At 70.5% G+C, this 23,186-nt stretch carries 21 protein-coding genes, 2 tRNA genes and 1 pseudogene; 8 read left to right on the forward strand and 16 right to left on the reverse strand.

Translation table 11 applies throughout. From position 1 onward, the window contains the following. Positions 1-5: 5 nt before the first annotated feature. The 3 genes from ACFWTC_RS16560 (at position 6) to pknB (ending at position 5,160) form a co-directional block, all read left to right on the forward strand. Positions 6-1,430, forward strand: coding sequence for an FtsW/RodA/SpoVE family cell cycle protein (locus ACFWTC_RS16560; RefSeq protein WP_384027636.1), 1,425 nt, complete (start codon positions 6-8; stop codon positions 1,428-1,430). Then, positions 1,427-2,890: a peptidoglycan D,D-transpeptidase FtsI family protein gene (locus ACFWTC_RS16565; protein WP_383915999.1), complete on the forward strand. Its 1,464-nt coding sequence runs from the start codon at positions 1,427-1,429 to the stop codon at positions 2,888-2,890. Before ACFWTC_RS16560 ends, ACFWTC_RS16565 begins: the two co-directional genes overlap by 4 nt. Positions 2,891-3,105: 215 nt before the next feature. Further along, positions 3,106-5,160 (forward strand): Stk1 family PASTA domain-containing Ser/Thr kinase, encoded by a 2,055-nt coding sequence (gene pknB, locus ACFWTC_RS16570; RefSeq protein WP_383915997.1) that lies wholly within the window; start codon positions 3,106-3,108, stop codon positions 5,158-5,160. Between the two features lie 253 nt (positions 5,161-5,413). On the opposite strand, the gene ACFWTC_RS16575 is transcribed toward pknB, so the two are convergent. The 6 genes and pseudogenes from ACFWTC_RS16575 to ACFWTC_RS16600 all read right to left on the reverse strand — a co-directional run bounded on the left by ACFWTC_RS16575 (position 5,414) and on the right by ACFWTC_RS16600 (position 9,501). Then, on the reverse strand, positions 5,414-6,202 hold the full coding sequence (locus ACFWTC_RS16575; RefSeq protein WP_383915995.1) for a class E sortase: 789 nt from the start codon (positions 6,200-6,202) through the stop codon (positions 5,414-5,416). Between the two features lie 22 nt (positions 6,203-6,224). Beyond that, a pseudogene (locus ACFWTC_RS16580) lies at positions 6,225-7,079 on the reverse strand (class E sortase); the annotation flags it as partial. Then, the gene (locus ACFWTC_RS16585) at positions 7,046-7,684 is read right to left on the reverse strand and encodes an aminodeoxychorismate/anthranilate synthase component II (RefSeq protein ID WP_383915993.1); all 639 of its coding nucleotides are present in this window, start codon (positions 7,682-7,684) and stop codon (positions 7,046-7,048) included. The gene ACFWTC_RS16585 and the pseudogene ACFWTC_RS16580, both read right to left, overlap by 34 nt. Continuing rightward, the gene (locus ACFWTC_RS16590) at positions 7,681-7,881 is read right to left on the reverse strand and encodes a hypothetical protein (protein WP_383916081.1); all 201 of its coding nucleotides are present in this window, start codon (positions 7,879-7,881) and stop codon (positions 7,681-7,683) included. The genes ACFWTC_RS16585 and ACFWTC_RS16590 overlap by 4 nt, the downstream gene beginning before the upstream one ends. Before the next feature lie 86 nt (positions 7,882-7,967). Then, positions 7,968-8,756 (reverse strand): class E sortase, encoded by a 789-nt coding sequence (locus ACFWTC_RS16595; RefSeq protein ID WP_384027632.1) that lies wholly within the window; start codon positions 8,754-8,756, stop codon positions 7,968-7,970. Continuing rightward, positions 8,728-9,501 (reverse strand): DUF881 domain-containing protein, encoded by a 774-nt coding sequence (locus ACFWTC_RS16600; protein WP_383915989.1) that lies wholly within the window; start codon positions 9,499-9,501, stop codon positions 8,728-8,730. Before ACFWTC_RS16600 ends, ACFWTC_RS16595 begins: the two co-directional genes overlap by 29 nt. Positions 9,502-9,592: 91 nt before the next feature. Here ACFWTC_RS16600 and crgA point away from each other — a divergent pair, with 91 nt between their 5' ends. Beyond that, positions 9,593-9,847, forward strand: a complete 255-nt coding sequence (gene crgA / locus ACFWTC_RS16605; RefSeq protein ID WP_383915987.1) for a cell division protein CrgA — start codon at positions 9,593-9,595, stop codon at positions 9,845-9,847. Positions 9,848-9,962: 115 nt separating this feature from the next. On the opposite strand, the gene ACFWTC_RS16610 is transcribed toward crgA, so the two are convergent. Both ACFWTC_RS16610 and ACFWTC_RS16615 read right to left on the reverse strand, forming a co-directional pair. Then, the gene (locus ACFWTC_RS16610; RefSeq protein ID WP_383915985.1) at positions 9,963-10,835 is read right to left on the reverse strand and encodes a rhomboid family intramembrane serine protease; all 873 of its coding nucleotides are present in this window, start codon (positions 10,833-10,835) and stop codon (positions 9,963-9,965) included. A gap of 115 nt (positions 10,836-10,950) precedes the next feature. Then, a complete protein-coding gene (locus tag ACFWTC_RS16615; protein ID WP_383915983.1) occupies positions 10,951-11,502 on the reverse strand; it encodes a peptidylprolyl isomerase in 552 nt (183 codons plus the stop codon). A 176-nt stretch (positions 11,503-11,678) separates the two neighbouring features. Here ACFWTC_RS16615 and ACFWTC_RS16620 point away from each other — a divergent pair, with 176 nt between their 5' ends. Continuing rightward, on the forward strand, positions 11,679-12,377 hold the full coding sequence (locus ACFWTC_RS16620) for a DUF5324 family protein (protein ID WP_383915981.1): 699 nt from the start codon (positions 11,679-11,681) through the stop codon (positions 12,375-12,377). A 75-nt stretch (positions 12,378-12,452) separates the two neighbouring features. Here ACFWTC_RS16620 and ACFWTC_RS16625 read toward each other — a convergent pair whose 3' ends face one another. After that, positions 12,453-13,028 (reverse strand): LysM peptidoglycan-binding domain-containing protein, encoded by a 576-nt coding sequence (locus ACFWTC_RS16625; protein WP_384027630.1) that lies wholly within the window; start codon positions 13,026-13,028, stop codon positions 12,453-12,455. On the opposite strand from ACFWTC_RS16625, the gene ACFWTC_RS16630 reads away from it, so the two are divergent. Next, complete coding sequence (locus ACFWTC_RS16630; protein ID WP_383915977.1) at positions 13,027-13,293, forward strand: hypothetical protein; 267 nt, start codon at positions 13,027-13,029, stop codon at positions 13,291-13,293. The genes ACFWTC_RS16625 and ACFWTC_RS16630 overlap by 2 nt on opposite strands. 277 nt (positions 13,294-13,570) lie before the next feature. On the opposite strand, the gene ACFWTC_RS16635 is transcribed toward ACFWTC_RS16630, so the two are convergent. Continuing rightward, a tRNA-Ala gene (locus ACFWTC_RS16635) sits at positions 13,571-13,643 on the reverse strand. 161 nt (positions 13,644-13,804) lie between these two features. On the opposite strand from ACFWTC_RS16635, the gene ACFWTC_RS16640 reads away from it, so the two are divergent. Continuing rightward, on the forward strand, positions 13,805-14,353 hold the full coding sequence (locus ACFWTC_RS16640) for a helix-turn-helix domain-containing protein (RefSeq protein WP_383915975.1): 549 nt from the start codon (positions 13,805-13,807) through the stop codon (positions 14,351-14,353). A gap of 43 nt (positions 14,354-14,396) precedes the next feature. Continuing rightward, positions 14,397-15,764 carry a serine/threonine-protein kinase gene (locus ACFWTC_RS16645; protein ID WP_384027628.1) on the forward strand — a complete coding sequence of 456 codons (1,368 nt, stop codon included), beginning with the start codon at positions 14,397-14,399 and terminating at the stop codon, positions 15,762-15,764. Here the strand turns inward: ACFWTC_RS16645 and ACFWTC_RS16650 are convergent. The 6 genes from ACFWTC_RS16650 to gyrB all read right to left on the reverse strand — a co-directional run bounded on the left by ACFWTC_RS16650 (position 15,751) and on the right by gyrB (position 23,036). Further along, positions 15,751-17,013: a hypothetical protein gene (locus ACFWTC_RS16650; RefSeq protein WP_384027626.1), complete on the reverse strand. Its 1,263-nt coding sequence runs from the start codon at positions 17,011-17,013 to the stop codon at positions 15,751-15,753. The genes ACFWTC_RS16645 and ACFWTC_RS16650 overlap by 14 nt on opposite strands. Positions 17,014-17,228: 215 nt before the next feature. After that, positions 17,229-17,363: a DLW-39 family protein gene (locus ACFWTC_RS16655; protein ID WP_208809277.1), complete on the reverse strand. Its 135-nt coding sequence runs from the start codon at positions 17,361-17,363 to the stop codon at positions 17,229-17,231. A gap of 145 nt (positions 17,364-17,508) precedes the next feature. Continuing rightward, positions 17,509-17,582, reverse strand: a tRNA-Ile gene (locus ACFWTC_RS16660). Between the two features lie 83 nt (positions 17,583-17,665). After that, a complete protein-coding gene (locus tag ACFWTC_RS16665; RefSeq protein WP_384027624.1) occupies positions 17,666-18,229 on the reverse strand; it encodes a DUF3566 domain-containing protein in 564 nt (187 codons plus the stop codon). An 87-nt stretch (positions 18,230-18,316) separates the two neighbouring features. Beyond that, on the reverse strand, positions 18,317-20,926 hold the full coding sequence (gene gyrA / locus ACFWTC_RS16670) for a DNA gyrase subunit A (RefSeq protein WP_383915967.1): 2,610 nt from the start codon (positions 20,924-20,926) through the stop codon (positions 18,317-18,319). Positions 20,927-20,966: 40 nt separating this feature from the next. Next, positions 20,967-23,036, reverse strand: a complete 2,070-nt coding sequence (gyrB, locus tag ACFWTC_RS16675; protein WP_383915965.1) for a DNA topoisomerase (ATP-hydrolyzing) subunit B — start codon at positions 23,034-23,036, stop codon at positions 20,967-20,969. Positions 23,037-23,186 lie beyond the last annotated feature (150 nt).

Consider the following 23,186-nt stretch of genomic DNA (forward strand, 5'->3'; position numbering starts at 1 on the left):
ACACCATGAGCGTTGTCACCAATACGACCACCATCGGCGCCATCGAGCTGCCGAGCCGGCGGAACACCGAGCTGATGCTGCTCGGATTCGCCGTGGTCATCCCGATGTTCGCCTACGCCAACGTGGGTCTCGCGATCAACGGCACGCTGCCGCCCGGCATGCTCGCCTACGGCCTCGGCCTCGGCGCGCTCGCCGGGGTCGCGCACCTCGTCGTACGCCGCTACGCGAAGTACGCCGACCCGCTGCTGCTGCCGCTGGCCACCCTGCTCAACGGACTCGGCCTCGTCTTCATCTGGCGCCTGGACCAGTCCGAGCGGCTGCAGAACCTCGCGAAGCGCTCCTTCGGCAACTTCTCCCCCTCAGCGCCCAACCAGATGCTCTACACGGCCGTCGGCATCGCCCTGTTCGCCGCCGTCCTGCTGCTGCTCAAGGACCACCGCGTCCTGCAGCGGTTCACGTACATCTCGATGGCCGGCGCCCTGGTCCTGCTGATCCTGCCCGTCATCCCGGGCCTGGGCGCGGACGTCTTCGGCGCGAAGATCTGGATCAGCGTCGGCGGGTTCTCCATCCAGCCCGGCGAGTTCGCGAAGATCGTCATCGCGATCTTCTTCGCCGGCTACCTGATGGTGAAGCGCGACGCGCTGGCCCTGGCCAGCCGCCGCTTCATGGGCCTCTACCTGCCGCGCGGCCGCGACCTCGGCCCGATCCTGATGATCTGGGCGATGAGCCTGCTCGTCCTGATCTTCGAGAACGACCTCGGCACCTCGCTGCTCTTCTTCGGCATGTTCGTGATCATGCTGTACGTGGCCACCGAGCGCACCAGCTGGATCGTCATCGGCCTGCTGATGTCGGTGGGCGGCGCCGTCGTCGTCGCCTCCTTCGCCAGCCACGTCCAGGCCCGCGTCACGGCCTGGCTCGACCCCTTCGCCTGCTACACCACCTCGGGCGCCTGCGAGCAGGTCGGCCAGTCCCTGATGAGCTTCGGCTCCGGCGGCGTCCTCGGCACCGGCCTCGGCCAGGGCCACTCCGACCTGATCCTCTTCGCCGCGAACTCCGACTTCATCTTCTCCACCGTGGGAGAAGAGCTCGGGCTCGCCGGCGTGATGGCCTTCCTGCTGATCTACGGGCTCATCATCGAGCGGGGCGTCCGCACCGCCCTGGCCGCCCGCGACCCCTTCGGCAAGCTCTTCGCCATCGGACTCTCGGGCGCCTTCGCCATCCAGATCTTCGTCGTCGCCGGCGGGGTCATGGGCCTCATCCCCCTCACCGGCATGACGATGCCCTTCCTCGCCTCCGGCGGCTCCTCCGTCCTCGCCAACTGGGCCCTCATCGGGATCCTCATCCGGATCAGCGACACCGCACGCCGACCCGCCCCGGCTCCCGCTCCGTCCCCCGACTCCGAGATGACCCAGGTGGTCCGCCCGTCATGAACAAGCCCCTGCGCCGCATCTCGCTGTTCTGCGGGCTGCTCGTCCTCGCCCTGCTGATCCGGACCAACTGGCTGCAGTACGTGCAGGCCGAGGAACTCAGCACGCGCAAGGAGAACCGCCGGGTCCAGATCGCCCAGTACGCGACGGAGCGCGGCAACATCATCGTGAAGGGCAAGCCGATCACCGGCTCGGTCGCCACGAACGGCAGCGACTTCGAGTTCAAGCGGACCTACGAGGAGGGCCCCCTGTGGGCCCCCGTGACGGGCTATGCCTCGCAGGCCTTCGGCTCCACCCAGCTCGAATCGCTCGAGGACGGCATCCTCACCGGCAACGACGACCGGCTCTTCTTCGACCGCACGGTCGGCATGTTCACCGGGGAGAAGAAGCAGGGCGGCAACGTCATCACGACGCTCAGCCCCGACGCCCAGCGGGCCGCCTTCGCCAAGCTGGGCAAGAACAAGGGCGCGGTCGCCGCGATCGACCCGCGCACCGGCGCGATCCTGGCCCTGGTCTCCACCCCCTCGTACGACCCGTCGAGCTTCGCCGGCAACTCCAAGGACGACGAGAAGGCCTGGGTCTCGCTGAAGGACGCCGAGGACAAGAACCTCGTCAACCGCGCCCTGCGCGAGACCTACCCGCCGGGCTCGACCTTCAAGGTCGTCACGGCCGCCGCCGCCCTGGAGCACGGTGTCGTCACCGACATCAACGCGCCGACGGACACCCCGGAGCCGTACATCCTGCCCGGCACCAAGACGCCGATGGTCAACCACGCGAGCGGCTGCGAGAAGGCCCCGCTCAACGAGGCCCTGCGCGTCTCCTGCAACTCCGTCTTCGCGAACCTCGGCAACAAGGTGACCCGCGACAAGATGGTGGAGACCGCGGAGAAGTTCGGCTTCAACAACGACAAGGTCGACATCCCGGTCCGCGCCTTCGCCAGCGTCTACGACAAGAAGATGAGCCCGGACGGCAACGCGCTGAGCTCCATCGGGCAGTTCAACACCGCGGCCACCCCGCTCCAGATGGCCATGGTCACCGCCGCCATCGCCAACGACGGCAAGCTGATGAAGCCGTACATGGTGGACCAGCTGACCGCGCCCAACCTCGACCTCATCGAGAAGCACGAGCCGCAGGAGATGAGCCGGCCCCTCTCCGCCGCCAACGCGCAGAAGGTCCAGGAGATGATGGTCAACGTCGTCGAGACCGGCACCGGCACCCCGGCCAAGATCAAGGGCACCAAGGTCGGCGGCAAGACCGGTACCGCCCAGCACGGCGAGGGCAACAAGAAGCGCCCGTACGCCTGGTTCATCTCGTACGCCGAGAACCCGGACGGCAGCTCGCCCGTCGCCGTCGCCGTCGTCATCGAGGACAGCGGCGCGGACCGCGAGGACATCAGCGGCGGCGGACTCGCCGCCCCGGTCGCCAAGGCCGTGATGGAAGCCGTGCTGAAGGGCCAGGGGTGAGCCGGTGCGAGCCGGGCGCGAGCCGCGAACGGCGGGGGCCCGCGGGGTGATCCGCGTCACTGGTTCCGGGCGGATGCGAGCGTACGGTACCGGTCCGGTATCAGCCTGTGGCCACGAACCGATCACCGACGATCGGCCGGTAGCCTTTGCGCGAACAGCACACCGCCGGACCACACACAGGTGCGGTCGGGACTGACGGAGAGGGCTGGAACGTTATGGAAGAGCCGCGGCGCCTCGGCGGCCGGTACGAGCTGAGCCACGTGCTCGGCCGTGGTGGGATGGCCGAGGTCTACCTCGCCCACGACACCCGGCTCGGCCGTACCGTCGCCGTCAAGACCCTGCGTGCCGACCTCGCCCGCGACCCGTCCTTCCAGGCCCGGTTCCGGCGCGAGGCCCAGTCGGCCGCGTCCCTGAACCACCCGGCGATCGTCGCCGTCTACGACACCGGCGAAGACTACGTCGACAACATCTCCATCCCGTACATCGTGATGGAGTACGTCGACGGATCCACCCTGCGCGAGCTCCTGCACTCCGGCCGCAAGCTGCTGCCGGAGCGCACCCTGGAGATGTGCATCGGCATCCTCCAGGCGCTGGAGTACTCGCACCGCGCCGGCATCGTGCACCGCGACATCAAGCCCGCCAACGTGATGCTGACCCGCACCGGCCAGGTCAAGGTCATGGACTTCGGCATCGCGCGCGCCATGGGCGACTCCGGCATGACCATGACGCAGACCGCGGCGGTCATCGGCACGGCCCAGTACCTCTCGCCCGAGCAGGCCAAGGGCGAGCAGGTCGACGCGCGCTCCGACCTGTACTCGGCCGGCTGCCTGCTCTACGAACTCCTCAGCGTCCGGCCCCCGTTCGTCGGTGACTCCCCCGTGGCCGTCGCCTACCAGCACGTACGGGAAGAGCCCCAGCCGCCGTCCAACTTCGACTCCGAGATCACGCCCGAGATGGACGCGATCGTGTTGAAGGCGCTGGTCAAGGACCCCGACTACCGCTACCAGTCCGCCGACGAGATGCGCGCGGACATCGAGGCCTGCCTCGACGGCCAGCCCGTCGCCGCCACCGCCTCCATGGGCGCGGCCGGCTACGGCTACCCCGACCAGGGCCACGGCTACGGCCACCAGGGCTACGACCAGCCCACCACCGCGCTGCGCTCCGCCGACAACGGACAGACCGCGATGATGTCGCCCATGCCTCCCGGCGGGGGCGACGGCGGGTACGGGTACGGCGACCAGGGCGGCTACGACCAGGGCCCGCACCGCCGCCAGAAGAAGAGCAAGGCGTCCACGATCCTCCTCGTGGCGGCCGGCATCCTCGTCCTCGTCGGCGCGATCCTCATCGGCCGCTCCCTCTGGGGCGACGGCGCCGACAACCGCCCCGCGGTGCCCAAGCTCGTCGGCCAGACGCTGGAGCAGGCGCAGAAGAGCGGCGCCAACGCCGGGGTCAAGGTCGAGAAGGAAGCCGACGAGCCCTGCGAGGGCCAGGCCAAGGGCAACGTCTGCTCGCAGAACCCGGAGGCCGGCCTCAAGGTCGACAAGGACTCCACGGTCAAGGTGAAGATCTCCTCGGGCGCGCCCGCGGTGGCGGTGCCCGACGTGCTCCGCGTCCCGTTCGAGGAGGCCGAGGCGGCGCTCAAGGCCAAGGGCTTCCAGGTCGAGCGCAAGAACCAGGAGTCCGACAGCACCCCCGGCATCGTCCTGGAGCAGAATCCCAAGGCCGGCACCCAGGCCCAGAGGAACGACGTCATCACGCTGACGGTGGCCAAGGAGCAGTCCAAGACCACGGTCCCGGACCTGCTGGGCAAGTCGAGGGAAGAGGCGGTCAAGCTCCTCACCACCGCCAAGCTCAAGCTCGGCAGCACGACGGAGACCGAGTCCCCCGGCGCCACCCCGAAGACGGTCATCGCGCAGCAGTTCGCGGCCGGCGAGCCGATCGAGATCGGCAAGACGGTCAACATCACGGTCGCCAAGGCCGCGACGACGGCGCAGGTGCCCAACCTGGCCGGCAAGACGGTCGACCAGGCCAAGGACGAGCTCAAGCGGGCCAACCTGGCCTTCGGCTCCGTCCTGTCGGGCCCGACGGACGACAAGGCAACGGTGATCATCTCCGACCCGCCGGCGAACACCACGCTCCCCAGCGGTACGCCCGTCAACGTCCGGACCCTCCCGGGCCAGCAGGACGGCGGGAACAACAACGGCGGGAACAACAACGGCGGAAACAACAACGGCGGCGGCGGCTTCATCGGCGGCCTGGGCGGCCGCTAGCGCCGGCCGCCGGCCGCAGCGCGCCGCGGCACGGGCACGGATAGGGTCCGGCCCCTCCTCAGGGAGGGGCCGGACCTTCGCCGTACGGGCCTCGGTACGGGCCGTGGCGCGGCCGTGGAGGCTGTGCGGGGACCGTAGGGCCCCCGGGGTTGCCCGCGGGGGCCCGTGGGGCTCCAGGGACCCCCGCGGGCCCGGGCGGCTCGGGTGCGGGGCATCCCTCGGAGCACGGCCGTCGGCGCCACCGCCGTCGGCCTCAGCGCAGCTCCGCCGGGAGGCTGCGGTCGGCGTTCACCCTCTCCGTCCGGACCAGCTCGCCCCACACGACGTACCGGTACTTCGAGGTGTACACGGGCGTGCAGGTCGTCAGCGTGATGTACCGGCCGGGGGCCGTGCGGCCCGACTCCTTCGGGACCGGACTGATCACGTCCACGTTGTACTTGGAGGTCTGCCGCAGTTCTGCGAAGACCTTGTAGACGTACCAGGTGTCGCGCGTCTCGAAGACGATCGCGTCGCCGTTCCTCACCTTGTCGATGTTGTGGAACTTCGCCCCGTGACCGTCCCGGTGCGCGGCGAGGGAGAAGTTCCCGGACGCGTCCCACGGCAGCGCCGACTTCACCGGCTCGGTGTAGTAGCCGGCCACCCCGTCGTTCAGCACGTCCGGCGCGGTGCCGCGCTTGACCAGCACCTCGCCGTTCTTCATCGCCGGCACGTGCAGGAAGCCGACCCCGCCGCCGGTGTCCAGGGCTCCCGGCTCCGCGGGCTTCGCGGGCTCCGGGGCGGACGGGGAGGGGGCGAGCCACTGCTGGCGGACCGCGTCGCCGCGCGCCGACGCCTGCCGGTCCGCAAGCACGTTCGTCCACCACAGGGAGTACGCGACGAACAGGCCCAGCACCAGGCCCAGCGTGATCAGGAGCTCGCCCAGAAGGCTCAGGAACCCGGCGAGGACGCTGCGGCGCACGGCCGGCGGGCCGTCGGCGGAAGAGGCGTCGTACGGGGCGGCGGCAGCGTCGGCAGGACGGCGGCGGTGGCTGGAAGGTGACACTGCGGATTCGTCCTTCGGGCGGCTACGAGCTGGTCAGCGCGGGTGGCGGACCCTCGCTGCGGGGACGTTCTCCGGTCATCCTGCCCCATACGATCATCCGGTAGGTGCTGGTGAACTCCGGGGTGCAGGTGGTCAGCGTGATGTACCGGCCCGGAGTAGTGAACCCCGAGCCCTCCGGCACCGGCTTCAGCACCGCGACGTTCGTCGGCGGCGTCTGCGCCAGCGCGGAGGCCGTCTCGTACGTGTAGTAGGCGTCCCGGGTCTCGACCACGACGGGATCGCCCTGCACCAGCCGGTTGATGTAGCGGAACGGCTCGCCGTGCGTGTTCCGGTGGCCCGCCACCGCGAAGTTGCCCTGCGGGTCCGAGGGCATCGCCGTCTTGAGCGGGCCCTCGGCGTAGTGCCCGACCATCCCGCGGTCCAGCACCTTCGGCTTGCTGATGCCCTCCGCCACCGGGACCTTCACGTCCAGCTTCGGGATGTGCAGGATGGCGAAGCCCTGCCCCGGTTCGAACGCCGACACCGGCGGGGCGCCCGCCCCGGCCTCCGGCGCCCGTTCCCAGGTCTGCCGGAGCGAGCCCGCCGCGCCGTTCGCCGTCCGCGCCGCGAGGAGGTTCGTGTACCAGAGCTGGTAGGCCACGAACAGCAGCATCACCAGGCCCAGCGTGATGAACAGCTCGCCGCCCAGCCGGCTCGCGACGACCAGCGGTCCGCCCGACGCCGGCCGCCTTCGGCGCCGTCCGCCGCGCCGCCGCGTCTGCTTCGCGGCCCGCTTCGCCGCCTCCTGCGCGGCCCTGCGTCGCGCGGCCCGGCCCTCCGTGGGCGCGGACGGCGCGAGCGTGGTCACGCGACGGCCTTGCCCACCACCGGGGCCAGCCCCACCGACCGCTCCACGGCACCGGCGTCGCCGCAGCGCACCAGCCAGTTCGCGAGCATCCGGTGCCCCCACTCGGTGAGCACCGACTCGGGGTGGAACTGCACGCCCTCCACGTCGTGCTCCCGGTGGCGCAGGCCCATGATGATCCCGTCCTCCGTGCGCGCCGTGACCTCCAGCGTGCCGGGGAGGGCCAGCGGCTCGGCGGCCAGCGAGTGGTAGCGGGTCGCGGTGAACGGCGACGGCAGCCCCTCGAACACCCCGAGGCCCTCGTGGACCACGGGCGAGGTCTTGCCGTGCAGCAGTTCCGGGGCCCGGTCCACGACGCCGCCGTACGCGACCGCCATCGACTGCATCCCGAGGCAGACGCCGAAGACCGGGACACCGGTGTCCGCGCAGTGCCGGACCATGTCGATGCAGATCCCGGCCTCCTCGGGGGTTCCCGGGCCGGGGGACAGCAGGACGCCGTCGAACCCGTCCTGCGCGTGCGAGAGCGCCACCTCGTCGTTGCGCAGCACCTCGCATTCGGCGCCGAGCTGGTAGAGGTACTGGACCAGGTTGAAGACAAAGCTGTCGTAGTTGTCGACAACCAGAATGCGCGCGCTCACGGAGTCGCTCCCGATCCCTCGTCCACCGTCACGTCGTTGAACGGAAGGAGCGGCTCGGCCCACGGGAAGACGTACTGGAACAGCACGAACACCACCGCGAGGACCAGTACGAGCGAGATCAGCGCGCGCACCCACGCGGTTCCCGGCAGATGCCGCCAGATCCAGCCGTACATGCCGTCTGATTCCTTTTCGTCCACGATCGTTCCACGCACCGCGGGGGCGGTACGCGAACAGCCTAAAGGCAGCGGCCCGGCGGGGTGGGTCAGCTCGGCAAACCCCCGGATCAGACCTGCCCGGACGTCCGGGTGCCGGTCAGTTCCGCCCACACGACCAGCCGGTGGCTGTGGCCCCACTCGGGGTCGCAGGTGGTCAGCGTCAGGTAGCGGCCGGGGACGGTGAAGGGTGACTTCCGGGGCACCGGGTCGACCACGGCGACGTCGGTCGGCAGCGTGCGCACGGGCCCGCCGCGGATCATGTAGGTGTACGTCGTCGTCGCGTCCTTGAGGATGACGGCGTCCCCGGGGCGCAGGGCGGGGAAGTCCTTGAAGGGGTCGCCGTACGTGCGCCGGTGCCCCGCGACCGAGAAGTTCCCGGTCCCGCCGAGGCGGGCGGTGCGGGTGTAGTGGCCGAGGCCCTTCTTGAGTAGCTCGGTGCCGGTGCCCTCCAGGACGGGCTTCCTCCAGTCCGGCCCGAAGCGCGGGATGGACATCTCGGCGAAGGGCCGTCCGGCGGGGTACGCGGCGGGTTCGGGCTCCTTCGCGGTCCCGGGCGGCTCCGCCGGCTGCGCGGGCTTCCCGGACGGGCCCGGGCCCGGGGGCGGGGTAGGGGACAGGGACGCGGACGGGGACGTCGGCTCGGGGTCTCCGGACGCTGCCCAGCCGCCGCGCAGCCGGGCCATCTCGCCGTCCATGGCCCGGTCGGCCTTGACCCCGGTCCAGAGCAGGACGTAGGCCACGAACAGCACGATCAGCGTGCCCGCCGTCAGGCACAGCTCGCTCAGCGCCCGGACCACCAGGCGCAGGACGACGTCGGCGCTGACCCGCTCAGGGCGTCGGTTCCACCGGCTTCGCATAGTGGAGGTCCACTGTGCCGGAGTAGCCGGGAAGTGTCAGCGCCCTGTGCTCGTCCACTTTCCAGCCCAGCCCGTACGCGTTCACGTACAGCTGGTAGTTCTGCAGGGCGGGAGAGGCCGCGAGGGCCTTGCGCAGCACGCCCGGCTCGCCGACCGCCGAGATCTTGTACGGGGGCGAGTACACGCGGCCCTGGAGGATCAGGGTGTTGCCCACACAGCGGACGGCGCTGGTGGAGATGAGCCGCTGGTCCATGACCTGGATGCCCTGGGCGCCGCCCTTCCAGAGGGCGTTCACCACCGCTTGGAGGTCCTGCTGGTGGATCACCAGGTCGTTGGGCTGCGGCTCGGGCACGTTGGGGATGCGGGCGGTGGCGCCCGGCGGGGCGTCGTTCAGCGTGACGGTCAGGCCCTTGCCGGCGAGCTCCTCGGTGCCGGAGGCTTTGCGCAGGGCGGCCATCCTGGCGTCCTCCGCCCGGGTCCTTCCGTCGTCCCGCTCGGCGAGGGTGTCCACCCGGCTGCGGACGGCTCCGGTGCTCTGTTCCAGCTCCGCGTTCCTCTGGCTGCGCTCCTGGATCAGGTCCGACAGCTTCAGGAGGGAGGCATCGGTCCGGATGTTCGTACCCTTGGAAGTGTTGAAGCTGGTGACGAAGATCAGACCGGCCAGGGCGAAGACCGCGGCCGTCAGCAGCCGGACCGGCCTGGCCCGGCGACGGGGACCCGCGGAGGAGTCGTCGGAATTGCTCAACGTACCCTTCTCCTTCAACGCCACAGGTCCACTACGCTAACGGACGCCCGGGGCAGGCAAGGTCCCCAGCCCATCGACAGGAGAGCCCCTCGTGCCGAAGTCACGTATCCGCAAGAAGGACGACTACACGCCGCCGCCGTCGCGGCAGCCGCAGGCCATCAGGCTGACGAACCGCAGCTGGGTCGCCCCGGTCATGCTGGCCCTCTTCCTGATCGGACTCGCGTGGATCGTCGTCTTCTACGTGACCGAGACCCAGCTGCCGGTCGAGGCACTGGGCAATTGGAACATCGTGGTCGGTTTCGGTTTCATCGCGGCGGGATTCGGCGTATCCACACAGTGGAAATAGCACCTTCCGACCGCTGAGGGAAGCTCTCCCCATGAGTTATCCACAGCGTCATCCACACCTGAGGAAAAGACAGAAGATCTGTGGATAACCCTGTGGAGAGTTGACGCCGGTGTGATCAGGTGAGTGCGGCCGTGCGGACCAGTACGACCGCTGCGGCCAGCAGGAACACCGCCACACAGGTACCCCACTGGATGAGGGTGCGGCTCCTGCCCGCGGCGGGCAGGAGCATCCCCAGGGCCACCAGTGCCCCGGTGACCAGGCCGCCGACGTGGGCCTGCCAGGACACCCGCAGGCTGCCGAACGACACGAAGCTCAATAGCAGCATCAGCCCGACCATCACGAGCACCGGCCGCATCTCGTACCGCAGCCGCCGTGCCAGGACGACGGTCGCGCCGAGCAGGCCGAAGACGGCCCCGGACGCGCCGATGGTCGGTACGTTCGGCGCGGTCAGCAGATAGACGAGGGCGCTGCCGCCCAGGCCGGACAGCAGGTAGACGGCGAGATAGCGGGCGCGGCCCAGCGCCGCCTCCAGCGGGCCGCCGATCACCCACAGGCCGATCATGTTGCCGATGATGTGCCACCACTCGGCGTGCAGGAACACCGAGGTCATCAAGCGGTAGTACTCCCCGCTGGAGACGCCCTGGGCCGGCGCCCCGTAGTACTCGGCGTACCGGCCGAGCAGTTCCAGCGGGCGGGCGGCCGTCGGCACGGCCAGACAGAAGAGGAACACCGCGGCGTTGAGGCCGATCAGGGCCTTCGTGACCAGCTGGGGGTCGGCGGCGACCACTCCGCCGGCGAGGGTGCGCGGCGCGTTCGCGGAGGGCCGGTGTCCGGTGCCGGAACCCTCGCGCACGCACTCCGGGCACTGGAAGCCGACCGAGGCACTGATCATGCACTCGGGGCAGATGGGACGCTCGCAGCGGGTGCAGCTGATCCCCGTGTCGCGGTCCGGGTGGCGGTAGCAGCCCGGCAGGCGGTCCGTGTCCATCGGTCCCCTCGGTCGGCGGCGGGTCGCGGGGGGGGGCGCCCCGCCGGTCCGGTACGTGTATCCAGGACGGACGGGCGGGGCGGAAAGGTTCCCCGCGGCCGGAGGCCGTGCTCGGTCAGCGCTTCTCCGTGGCGACGGATCCGCGCTTCTCGATGACGACGGACTGGATGATCACGTCGTCCAGGGGGCGCTCGGTGCGCGGATTGGTGGCCAGGCCGGCGATCGCGTCCACGACCTGCCGGGAGGCCTTGTCCGTGACCTCGCCGAAGATGGTGTGCTTCCGCGTCAGCCACGCGGTGGGGGCGACGGTGACGAAGAACTGCGAGCCGTTGGTGGCCGGACCGGCGTTGGCCATGGCGAGCAGGTAGGGCTTGGTGAAGGCCAGGTCGGGGTGGAACTCGTCGGCGAACTGGTAGCCCGGGCCGCCGGTGCCGTTGCCGAGGGGGTCGCCGCCCTGGATCATGAAGCCGCTGATGACGCGGTGGAAGACGGTGCCGTCGTAGAGCGGGTCCGTGGTCTTCTGACCGTCGGTCGGCCGGGTCCACTCGCGGGCGCCCGTGGCGAGCTCGACGAAGTTCCGGACGGTCTTCGGAGCGAAGTTCGCCAAGAGCTCGATCTCGATGTCGCCGTGGGTCGTCTTCAGGGTGGCGTAGAGCTTCTCGGCCACGGATCTGCCTTCCTTAGTCATCACTGTCGGTCCAGATAGTCGCACGGAGCGCTGCACCGTACAGAAAATCGTCCACCCGTATGCCCTGTCACGCATGCCCGTCGACGTGATGGCAGGCATGATCCGACAAAGGGTGGAAAGGTGAACTGTGTCCGCCACCGAGGAGGAGGAATCCCGTGACCCGCAAGGACAGCGTGCGCCTGGCCGCCGAGAGCGCCAGGGAGACTGTGCGGCACGCGTCGGAAGTGGTGGCGCCGTACGCAGAAACCGCCAAGGATGCCGCGGTGCACTACGCGCATGAGGCGAACGAGCGGCTGGCGCCCAAGGTGTCGTACGCGGCCAACGAGGCCGCGAAGCAGGCACGTACGACGTACGACAACCATCTGCACCCCCGGCTCAAGTCGGCGCGCTCCCACGTGCCGCCGAACGTGGACCGGGCGGCGACGCGTGCGGTAGAGCAGACGCGCAGGGCCGCGCGTCAGGCGGCCGACTACACGCAGCCGAAGTTCGAGAGCGCGATCGCGGCGGCCACCCCGGTCGCCGAGGAGGCCGCCTCGCGGTCGACCGCCGCCTTCGCCGCGCTGCGCGGCCAGGTGTCGGCGAAGGAGGTGCAGCGGCTGGTGCGGCGACACGAGCGCCGGGCGCGCACGGGCCGCGTGCTGCGCGGCGTGGCCCTGGTCGGCCTGCTGGCCGGCGGTGCCTACGCGGCGTGGAAGTGGTGGGACCAGCAGTCGAACCCGGACTGGCTCGTCGAGCCCCCGGCGGCCACCGAGCTGTCGGCGCGCGACACCGGCCCGGCCAGCTTCGACGACGAGCTGGCGGAGAAGGAGCGCGACGCGGACGCGGGGCCGACCGTCGAGGGCGAGCGGCCCTGACCCGCGGATCACCCGTAGGCCGAAGGGGCCCGCATCCTGCCGGATGCGGGCCCCTTCGGCATGTGCCGGGCGGCGTCAGTTGGGGAGGACGAGGACCATGCCCGGGCGGATGAGGTCGGGGTTGGATCCGACGACGGCCTGGTTCACGGCGTAGAGCTCGCGCCAGCGGCCCTCGTTGCCGAGCTCGCGGCGGGCGATCAGGGAGAGCGAGTCGCCGGGCCGGACGGTGTACGTGCGCTTCTTGGCGGCGGCCGCCGCCGGGACCGCCTTGTGCGCGGCCGAGGTGGGCGACGGGGTGTGCGGCGCACCGGGACCCCTGGCGGGCGCCACGGGCTTCGGCGGCACGACGGCGGGCTTGGGGGCCACGGGGACGGCCTTGTGCGCCGCCGACGCGGGGGTTGGCGCCGCGGGCCTGGGCGACGCGCCCCCGGCCGGGGTGCGGACCGCCGCCACCGGGCGGGTCGGCGCGGCCTTGGGCGGCGCGGCGGCCGCCATCCGGTCGGCGGCCGCCCGGGTCGCCGCGGCGGCGTCGGCTGCGGAGCTCGCGGGAGGCGCGGCGGGCGGCGACGCCTGCTGGACCTGTTCCTTCCCCTTCTCGGCGGTCTCGTCCTGCTTCTTCTTGTCGGACTTCAGGAAGTCGAAGAGTCCCATGTCTGTACGCCTCCGGCGTGGTGGTGCCCCCCTGGGCGGTACGCCTTCCCCCACTGTCGGACACCGGGCCCCGGACGGCCCCGCGACGGGGCCGTCCGGGGGACGCGCGTGCCTTCGGCGGTCTCCTGCTGCCGACACCGTCGGCGCCCCGCTGGTCACCGCCGGGCTGATGCCGGGCGTCTTCACCGTGTTCGAGGTGGAGCGGTACGGCTGGACCGCCGGGCGCACCCTCGGCCTCGGGGGCCTCTGGCCCTCGTCGTGCTGACCCGGCTGCCGGTCGACGCCGATGACGCCACCGACCTGCTGCCCTTGATGCTGCCGGTAGCCAGCTTCGGCCTGGCCCTGCCAACAGATCGGCATGGCGCTCGGAGTGGCCGTACCCTCCACCCTCACCGCGACCCTCCTGCGGGGCTCGCGACCCTCCTGCGGGGCGTTGTTTCACGTGAAACAACGCCCCGCAGGTAGCCGGGGCAGCCCCGGACGCACGCGCACGAAAAACCCCCCTGCCTGCGTTTCCGCAGTTCAGGGGGGTCATTACGATGTGGAGCCTAGGAGATTCGAACTCCTGACATCTGCCTTGCAAAGGCAGCGCTCTACCAACTGAGCTAAGGCCCCGAGCATGTGGACGCACCCGTCCCCGTACGAGGAGGGGTCGTTCCGCAGAACAGAGTACCGGGTGTACCCCCTCATCTCGCAAAATGATAGGGACTCCCGCCCCGCGACCACTCTCCGTAAGATGCTCGCGAGGTTCGCACCAGCGAAGGGGAGTAGTAAGAGTGGACGCAGTACAACAAGAGGCCACGGCCAGAGCAAGAGAGCTCCAGCGCAGTTGGTACGGGGAGCCGCTCGGCGCACTCTTCCGCCGACTCATAGATGACCTCGGCTTGAACCAGGCCCGCCTCGCTGCCGTCCTCGGACTGTCGGCGCCCATGCTGTCCCAGCTGATGAGCGGCCAGCGCGCCAAGATCGGCAACCCTGCCGTGGTGCAGCGCGTCCAGGCCCTCCAGGACCTCGCCGGACAGGTGTCCGGCGGGAGCGTCAGTGCCGGGGAGGCCGCCGACCGGATGGACGAGATCAAGAAGACCCAGGGAGGCTCCGTCCTCAGCAACAGCGGCCAGACCGCGACCCATTCAGGCGCCCCCACCGTCAAGCGGGTCGTCCGGGAGATCCAGTCGCTGCTGCGCTCGGTCTCCGCGGCCGGCGACATCATCGACGCCGCCGACACCCTCGCCCCCAGCCACCCGGAACTGGCAGAGTTCCTCCGGGTGTACGGCGCGGGCCGCACCGCGGAAGCGGTGGCCCACTACGAGGCCCATCAGAACTGACACGTACGGCGGCGGACAAAGGTGACGGGGGGACGGGCACAGCGTGGGTGAGATCTTCGCCGGTCGGTACGAGCTGATCGATCCGATCGGGCGCGGTGGTGCGGGGGCCGTGTGGCGGGCCTGGGACCACAGGCGTCGACGGTACGTCGCCGCGAAGGTCCTCCTGCAGAGCGACGCCCACACCCTGCTGCGCTTCGTGCGGGAACAGGCCCTGCGGATCGACCACCCCCACGTACTGGCGCCGGCCAGCTGGGCGGCCGACGACGACAAGGTCCTCTTCACCATGGACCTGGTCGGCGGCGGCTCCCTCGCCCACGTGATCGGCGACTACGGACCGCTCCCGCCCCGCTTCGTGTGCACGCTGCTCGACCAGCTCCTGTCCGGGCTGGCCGCGGTGCACGCGGAGGGTGTCGTGCACCGCGACATCAAACCGGCCAACATCCTGATGGAGGCCACCGGAACCGGGCGGCCGCACCTGCGGCTGTCCGACTTCGGCATCTCCATGCGCAAGGGCGAGCCCCGGCTGACGGAGACCGACTACGTGGTCGGCACGCCCGGTTACTTCGCCCCCGAGCAACTTCTGGGCGCCGAGCCCGACTTCTCGGCCGACCTCTTCGCCGTCGGGCTGGTGGCCCTGTACCTGCTGCGGGGGCGCAAGCCCGACTCCCAGGGCCTGGTGGAGCGCTTCCTCGCCCACGGCACCCCCGGCGCTCCCGAAGGCGTTCCCGCGCCGCTCTGGGACGTCCTCTCCTCCCTCCTCCAGCCGGACCCCCACAGCCGGTTCCGGACGGCCACGGGCGCCCGCAAGGCGCTCGCCGAGGCCGTCGAGCTCCTCCCGCCGCCCGCCCCCGACGAGGAGCCGGTGGAGGTGTTCGACCAACTCGGACCGATCCCCGCCGGTTTCGGCCCGCAGGGGCCGCTGAGCACGTCCGCCGTGACCCCCGGGGCGCCCACGGTCGCCACCGTCCCGCCGGGCGGTCACCCGCCCGTTCCCGGCCCCCCTCCCGCGTCCTCCGGGACCGTGCCGGAGTCCGCCCCCGCCGATCCGCGGGGAACGGCCCGGACGGCGGCCGGGGCCACGGCCCCCGCCTCCCCCGCAGCGCCCCACAGCGGGACCACCGCCGCCCCGTACCCGGCTGCCCCGTACCCGGCCGCGCCCTACCCGGCCCCGGCCCACCCTGCCGCTCCCGCCCGGGCGTCCGGCCCCTCGGCGACCGGGAGCTTCCACCTGCCGCCCCCGGGCCCCGCCCCGCACCCGACACCGGCGGCACCCGCCGCGTCCGCGGCACCCGCCGCCCCGGCGGCCCGTACCGGCGGCATCGCACCGCCCCCGGCCCGGGTGACGGCCGGCATCCTCCTCGCGGCGCTGCTCTGCTTCGCCGTCGGAGTCTGGGCCGTCATCCAGCAGTAGCGCCCCGGCCCCGCCGGGCCAGCAGCACCCAGCCGCCCAGGACGAGCAGCAGCAGCGTCCCGGTGCCGAAGCCCGCCCCGGCCACCAGCCGCATCGACGAACGGTTCGCGGCGTCCTCGCTCGCCTCCGGCGCGGTCAGCCCGTCACGGGCCGCCGCCCGCTCCGCGGTCCCGACGCCGAACCCGCCCGGGGCGGGATCCTCCCGGTAGGCGGGCGCCCTCCCCGGACTGCCGATGACGTCCGTCCGCAGGGTCAGGGGCACCGGAACGGCGTCCTGCGTGAACTCGGCGACCTTTACGCCCATGGTGACGCCGATGTAGTACCAGCCTGCGATCCCCACCGCGTGGACGTCCGTGTCACCGGAGAAGCGGTTCTCGTACGCCACGGGCGGCGTCTTCTCCAGCGTGAGCCCGGCCTGCTTGCCGTCGTACGGGGCGTTCTCGTCCGAGACGAGAGCCCGGTACGGGCTGTACAGCGCGACGGTGAGCCCGTTCGACGCCGAGCCGTACTGCTTCGTCATCCGGGCCGCGGCCAGCTCGGCGCCGACGCCCAGCTGCTGCCCCCAGTCCAGCGGGACCCGGTAGTACCGGGTCTGCCCGGGCAGCAGCTCGTCGCGCCACACCCCGGACGTCAGGGCCCGGGCGTCGTTGAAGCCGGTGCCGCCGGTCCGGGGCACCGGCTCGCTGCCGGGCAGCGCGGGCGTCCCCGAGGGCCAGGCGCTCGGCGCCGCTGTGGGGCCGCCCGCGCCGGTGCCGGGCTCGCGCTGGACCCGGAGCTCCAGCGGCCAGGGGCTCTGGTCGGAGCCCTTCGCGGCGGTCCGGGTGACCTTGGCGTAGTAGACCCCGCCCGGCGCGCAGTCGTGGTCCTCCGCGCCCCGCCGGACGCCCGCGGCGCTGATGGGGACCGGGTCGTAGCCGAAGGAGGCCCGGCCCGAACCGCCGGGGCAGGTCCGCCCGGCGGTGGTCATGACCTCCACCGTGATGCCGTCGCCGTAGCCGACCTTGGCGCCGGCCCCCGGCCGCGCCACCGCGGAGACGTACACGTCGGACCGGTCCTGCTCCAGGACGAGCCGGTAGACCCGCTCCCCTGGCGCGAGGGTGTCCGCGTAGGTGTGGCCGGCCTCCAGCAGCGGGGCGTCCGCGGTGGAGGGCTTCCCCTCCACCGCCCTGGCGCCCTCGGCGGCCCGGTACGCCGGCACGGGCTGCGGGGCCGCCCCCGTGGCGTGCGCCGCCGCCGGCGCCCCCGCCACGAGGCCCAGGACCGCAGCTCCCAGAAGCGCGGTCCTCCGTACCCGCGGGGCCCGGCGCACCCGCACCCGACCCGTCCGACGTACCCGACCCATCACACCCACCCCGAGTTTGCTAGCGCAAGTCAAATCTTTACATAACGCAATTTTTCGTCACAGGACAGCACAAAGCCCCGGCAGCAGCGGCAGCCGGGGCTTCATGGGATCAACCTTGGGTCTCACACACCGGAACCAGAGGGCACGGAGTCAGTTGCCTCCGTCCACAGGTCCTGCTCGGCGCGGTCCGCCTGGATCTGGCGGTACACGAGGAGCCCGCCGATGGCGGCCAGTGCGACCAGGAGCAGCTTCTTCACCGCGCGACCTCGTCTTTCGTTGACGTAGGGGACTTCTGGCGCCCAACAATACACACCGACCGATACCGATCGGTGACCTGGCGACCCACCAACTGGCCCAACGACGAAGACCCCCAGGCCTAGGGCCTGGGGGTCTTCGACACTGTGGGGCTAACAGGATTTGAACCTGTGGCCTCATCCTTATCAGGGATGCGCTCTAACCAACTGAGCTATAGCCCCATCCGCGCTGCGCGCTGACTCCTGAAGATTAGCGCACAGACGCGGTAGCTCCAAAATCGGTTCTGACCACGCGTCTGCGCAGGTCACTCGTCCTCGGCGAGCGTCAGCTCGACACCGCCGACGAAGCCTGCGGACAGGTTGTAGATGAAGGAGCCGAGCGTCGCCAGCGCAGTCGCCAGCACCACGTTGATGACCGCGATCACCGACGTGAAGACCAGCACGCGCGGCAGCGACAGGAACGACTGGAGGTCGAAGCCGTTGCTCTCGTTCGAGCCGGTCGCCTCGCTGATCGTGCCGCCGACGGTCGAGAAGACGCCCATCGCGTCCATGACCATCCACAGCACCACCGCGGCGACGATCGTGCAGACGCCCAGCGCGATCGACAGAAGGAAGCTGACCTTCATCACCGACCACGGGTCGGCCTTGGCCACCCGCAGCCGCGCCTTGCGCGTCCGGGGCGCCGTACGCGTCCCCGTACGCGGCGCGCGCTGTGCGGCCGCGCCGCCGCCCCGCGGCGCCCCCTGGCCGGGGGGCGCCGCGTATGCCTGCGGCGGCTGGTACGGCTGTGCGGGCCGCTCCTGGCCGGCGCCGGCACTGGTACCCGTACCGGCGCCGCCCGCGGGCTGCGGTCCTCGGGTGTCCGTCACGGTTCCCCCCTGAGGGTCCGCGGCGGGGCCACGGGCACCGTTCGCTCCAGTCTTGGCCGGTCCGGCGCCCGTGGCTCCACTCACGACTTACTCCTCGTGCTCCCCGGCCGGAGGCTGCGTGCCCCCGGCGGCCTCGGCGGCCTGTCCGTCGGCTGCCTCGGTCTCGATCTCTGTCTCGATCTCGTCGACCTCGTCAGCTTCCTGACCGGCCTCGGCGTTACGAGCGATGCCCACCACGGCATCGCGCTTCCCCAGGTTGATCAGCTGGACACCCATGGTGTCACGGCCGGTCTCCCTGACTTCGTTGACGCGCGTACGAATCACACCACCGCTGAGCGTGATGGCAAGAATCTCGTCCGTTTCGTCCACAACGAGCGCCCCTACGAGCGACCCGCGGTCCTCCACGATCTTCGCGGCCTTGATGCCCAGACCGCCACGGCCCTGGACCCGGTACTCGTCGACCGGCGTGCGCTTGGCGTAGCCCCCGTCGGTCGCGGTGAACACGAACGTACCCGGCCGGACCACGCTCATCGAGAGCAGCTCGTCCGCGCCGCGGAAACTCATGCCCTTCACGCCCGAGGTGGCGCGGCCCATCGGGCGCAGCGAGTCGTCGGTCGCCGTGAAGCGGATCGACTGCGCCTTGCGGCTGATGAGCAGCAGGTCGTCGTCGGCGGACACCAGCTCCGCGCCGATCAGCTCGTCGTCGCTGCCGTCCTCCGTCTCCCGGAGGTTGATCGCGATGACGCCACCCGAACGGGGCGAGTCGTAGTCCTTGAGCGCCGTCTTCTTCACCAGGCCGCCCTTGGTGGCCAGGATCAGGTAGGGCGCCGCCTCGTAGTCGCGGATCGCGAGGATCTGGGCGATCTTCTCGTCCGGCTGGAAGGCCAGCAGGTTCGCCACGTGCTGCCCGCGGGCGTCACGGCCGGCGTCCGGCAGCTCGTACGCCTTGGAGCGGTAGACGCGGCCCTTGTTCGTGAAGAACAGCAGCCAGTGGTGCGTGGTGGAGACGAAGAAGTGGTCGACCAGGTCGTCCTGCTTCAACTTCGTCCCGCGCACGCCCTTGCCGCCGCGCTTCTGCGAGCGGTAGTCCTCGGTCTTGGTCCGCTTGACGTAGCCGCCGTGCGTGATCGTGACGACGATGTCCTCTTCGGCGATCAGGTCCTCCATGGACATGTCGCCGTCGAAGGGGACCAGCTTGGAGCGCCGGTCGTCGCCGAACTTCTCGACGATCGCGGCCAGTTCCTCACTGACGATGGTGCGCTGGCGCGACTCCGAGGCCAGGATCGCGTTGTACTCGTTGATCTTGGCCTGGAGCTCGTCGTGCTCGGCGACGATCTTCTGCCGCTCCAGGGCCGCCAGGCGGCGGAGCTGCATCTCCAGGATCGCGTTCGCCTGGATCTCGTCGATCGACAGCAGGCCCATCAGGCCCTCGCGCGCGATCTCGACGGTGTTGCTGCGCCGGATCAGCGCGATGACCTCGTCGATCGCGTCCAGCGCCTTGAGCAGGCCGCGCAGGATGTGCGCCCGCTCCTCCGCCTTGCGCAGGCGGAACTTCGTGCGCCGGACGATGACCTCGATCTGGTGCGTCACCCAGTGGCGGATGAACGCGTCGATCGACAGCGTGCGCGGCACGCCGTCCACCAGCGCCAGCATGTTGGCGCCGAAGTTCGTCTGCAGGTCGGTGTGCTTGTACAGGTTGTTCAGCACGACCTTGGCGACGGCGTCGCGCTTGAGGACGATCACCAGGCGCTGGCCGGTCCGCGAGGACGTCTCGTCGCGGACGTCGGCGATGCCGCCGACCTTGCCGTCCTTGACGAGGTCCGCGATCTTCTGCGCGAGGTTGTCGGGGTTGGTCTGGTACGGGAGCTCCGTGACCACCAGGCACTGGCGGTTCTGGATCTCCTCGACCTCCACCACCGCGCGCATCGTGATGGAGCCGCGCCCGGTCCGGTACGCCTCCTCGATGCCCTTGCGGCCCACGACCAGGGCGCCCGACGGGAAGTCCGGGCCCTTGATGCGCTCGATGAGCGCGTCCTGGAGCTCCTCGTGCGAGGCCTCCGGGTGCTCCAGCGCCCACTGGGCACCGGACGCGACCTCGCGGAGGTTGTGCGGCGGGATGTTGGTGGCCATGCCGACCGCGATGCCGGCGCTGCCGTTGACCAGCAGGTTCGGGAAGCGCGCCGGCAGGACGGTGGGCTCCTGGTTGCGGCCGTCGTAGTTGTCCGTGAAGTCGACGGTGTCCTCGTCGATGTCCCGGAGCATCTCCATGGCCAGCGGCATCAGCTTGCACTCGGTGTAGCGCATCGCGGCCGCCGGGTCGTTGCCCGGGGAGCCGAAGTTGCCGTTGCTGTCCACCAGCGGCATCCGCAGCGACCACGGCTGGGCCAGGCGGACCAGCGCGTCGTAGATCGAGGAGTCGCCGTGCGGGTGGTAGGTGCCCATGACGTCGCCGACGACGCGGGCGCACTTGTAGAAGCCCTTCTCGGGCCGGTAGCCGCCGTCGTACATCGCGTACAGCACGCGGCGGTGGACCGGCTTGAGGCCGTCCCGCACGTCCGGCAGGGCGCGCGAGACGATGACGGACATGGCGTAGTCGAGGTAGGAGCGCTGCATCTCCGTCTCGAGCCCGACGGGCTCGATACGCATGACGGGCTCCTCCGCGGAGTTCTCCGCGGTGGGGGTGGTTTCGTCGGCCATTGCTGGTCAGAGGTCCTTTCAGGCAGTCAGCTGAGCCGACTCAGATGTCGAGGAAGCGGACGTCCTTGGCGTTGCGCTGGATGAAGGAGCGCCGGGCTTCGACGTCCTCACCCATCAGCACCGAGAACAGGTCGTCGGCCTGTGCGGCGTCGTCCAGGGTGACCTGGCCCAGTACGCGGTGGTCGACGTCCATGGTGGTGATGCGCAGTTCCTCGGCGTTCATCTCGCCCAGACCCTTGAAGCGCTGGATGGAGTCTTCCCTGATCCGCTTGCCGTTGTGCTTGCCGAGTTCGACCAGGGCGTCGCGTTCGCGGTCGGAGTACGCGTACTCGAAGTCGTCCCGGCCCCACTTGATCTTGTAGAGCGGGGGGCGGGAGAGGTACACGTGTCCGGCCTCGACCAGCGGCCGCATGAAGCGGAAGAGGAAGGTGAGGAGGAGGGTGTTGATGTGCTGGCCGTCGACGTCGGCGTCCGCCATCAGGATGATCTTGTGGTAGCGGAGCTTCTCGATGTCGAAGTCCTCGTGGACACCGGTGCCGAAGGCGCTGATGAGGGCCTGGACCTCGGTGTTCTGGAGGATCTTGTCGATGCGGGCCTTCTCGACGTTCAGGATCTTGCCGCGAATGGGCAGGATGGCCTGGTACATCGGGTTGCGGCCGGACTTCGCGGAGCCGCCGGCCGAGTCGCCCTCGACGATGAAGATCTCGCACTTGGCCGGGTCGTTGGACTGGCAGTCGGACAGCTTGCCCGGCAGCGAGGCGCTCTCCAGGAGGCCCTTGCGGCGGGTGAGGTCGCGGGCCTTGCGGGCCGCGACGCGGGCCGTGGCGGCCTGGATCGACTTGCGGATGATGTCCGCGGCCTCGTTCGGGTTCCGGTCGAACCAGTCGTTGAGGTGCTCGTGGACCACCTTCTGCACGAAGGTCTTGGCCTCGGTGTTGCCCAGCTTCGTCTTCGTCTGGCCCTCGAACTGGGGCTCGCCCAGCTTCACCGAGATGATCGCCGTCAGACCCTCGCGGATGTCCTCGCCGGCGAGGTTGTCGTCCTTCTCCCGCAGGAACTTCTTCTCCCGCGCGTAACGGTTCACCAGCCCGGTCAGCGCCGCACGGAAACCCTCCTCGTGCGTGCCGCCCTCGTGCGTGTGGATCGTGTTCGCGAAGGAGTAGACCCCCTCCGTGTACTGCGAGTTCCACTGCATCGCGATCTGGACCGAGAGCATGCGCTCCTTGTCCTCGGCCTCGACGTCGATGACCGTCGGGTGGATCAGCTCGCCCTTGCGCGAGTTGAGGTACTTCACGAAGTCGACGATGCCGCCCTCGTAGTGGTACTTCACCGTGCGCGCCGGGGGCTCGGCCGCGTCCACGTCCGGGTCGTCCGCGCCGACCGTCGCCTTCGCCGACTCCCGCTCGTCCGTCAGCGACAGGGTCAGGCCCTTGTTGAGGAAGGCCATCTCCTGGAAGCGCCGGGAGAGCGTCTCGAAGGAGTACTCGGTCGTCTCGAAGATGTCGGCGTCGGCCCAGAACGTCACCGACGTGCCGGTCTCGCCGGTCTCCTCGTTCTTCGCGAGCTCCGCGGTCGGGGCGCCGAGCTTGTAGTCCTGGGTCCAGCGGAAGCCGTCACGCCGGACCTCGACCGCGACCCGCTTGGACAGCGCGTTCACGACGGAGACGCCCACGCCGTGCAGACCGCCGGAAACGGCGTAGCCGCCGCCGCCGAACTTGCCGCCCGCGTGCAGGACGGTCAGCACGACCTCGACGGCCGGCTTGCCCTCGGAGGGCACGATGTCGACCGGGATGCCACGGCCGTTGTCGACGACCTTGACCCCGCCGTCGGCGAGGATCGTGACGTCGATGGTGTCCGCGTGTCCGGCCAGCGCCTCGTCGACCGAGTTGTCGACGACCTCGTAGACGAGGTGGTGCAGACCGCGCTCACCCGTCGATCCGATGTACATGCCGGGCCGCTTGCGGACCGCGTCCAGGCCCTCCAGGACCTGGATGTTGCTTCCGGTATACGAAGATCCACCTGCCTCGGCGGCCTCGCCGCCGGCGGTGGACTCGTTCTTGTCGTTGGGGTTGCCGGAATCGGCCACGAAGCGCCCTTTCTGGCACAGCACAGGCCGTACTCCGGGCCAGCAGGCATGCGAGCGGGAGCGGCTGCGTCGATCTGCGTTGTCAGCGTGTTGTCGGCGTAAGTCGACGGGATCCCGCGATCGGGCGGGATTGGCTCCAGTCTACCGGTACCGCCGACATGAATGGGGGTTTGC

The organism is Streptomyces sp. NPDC058619 (genome assembly GCF_042717785.1).
Classification (GTDB): Bacteria; Actinomycetota; Actinomycetes; order Streptomycetales; family Streptomycetaceae; genus Streptomyces.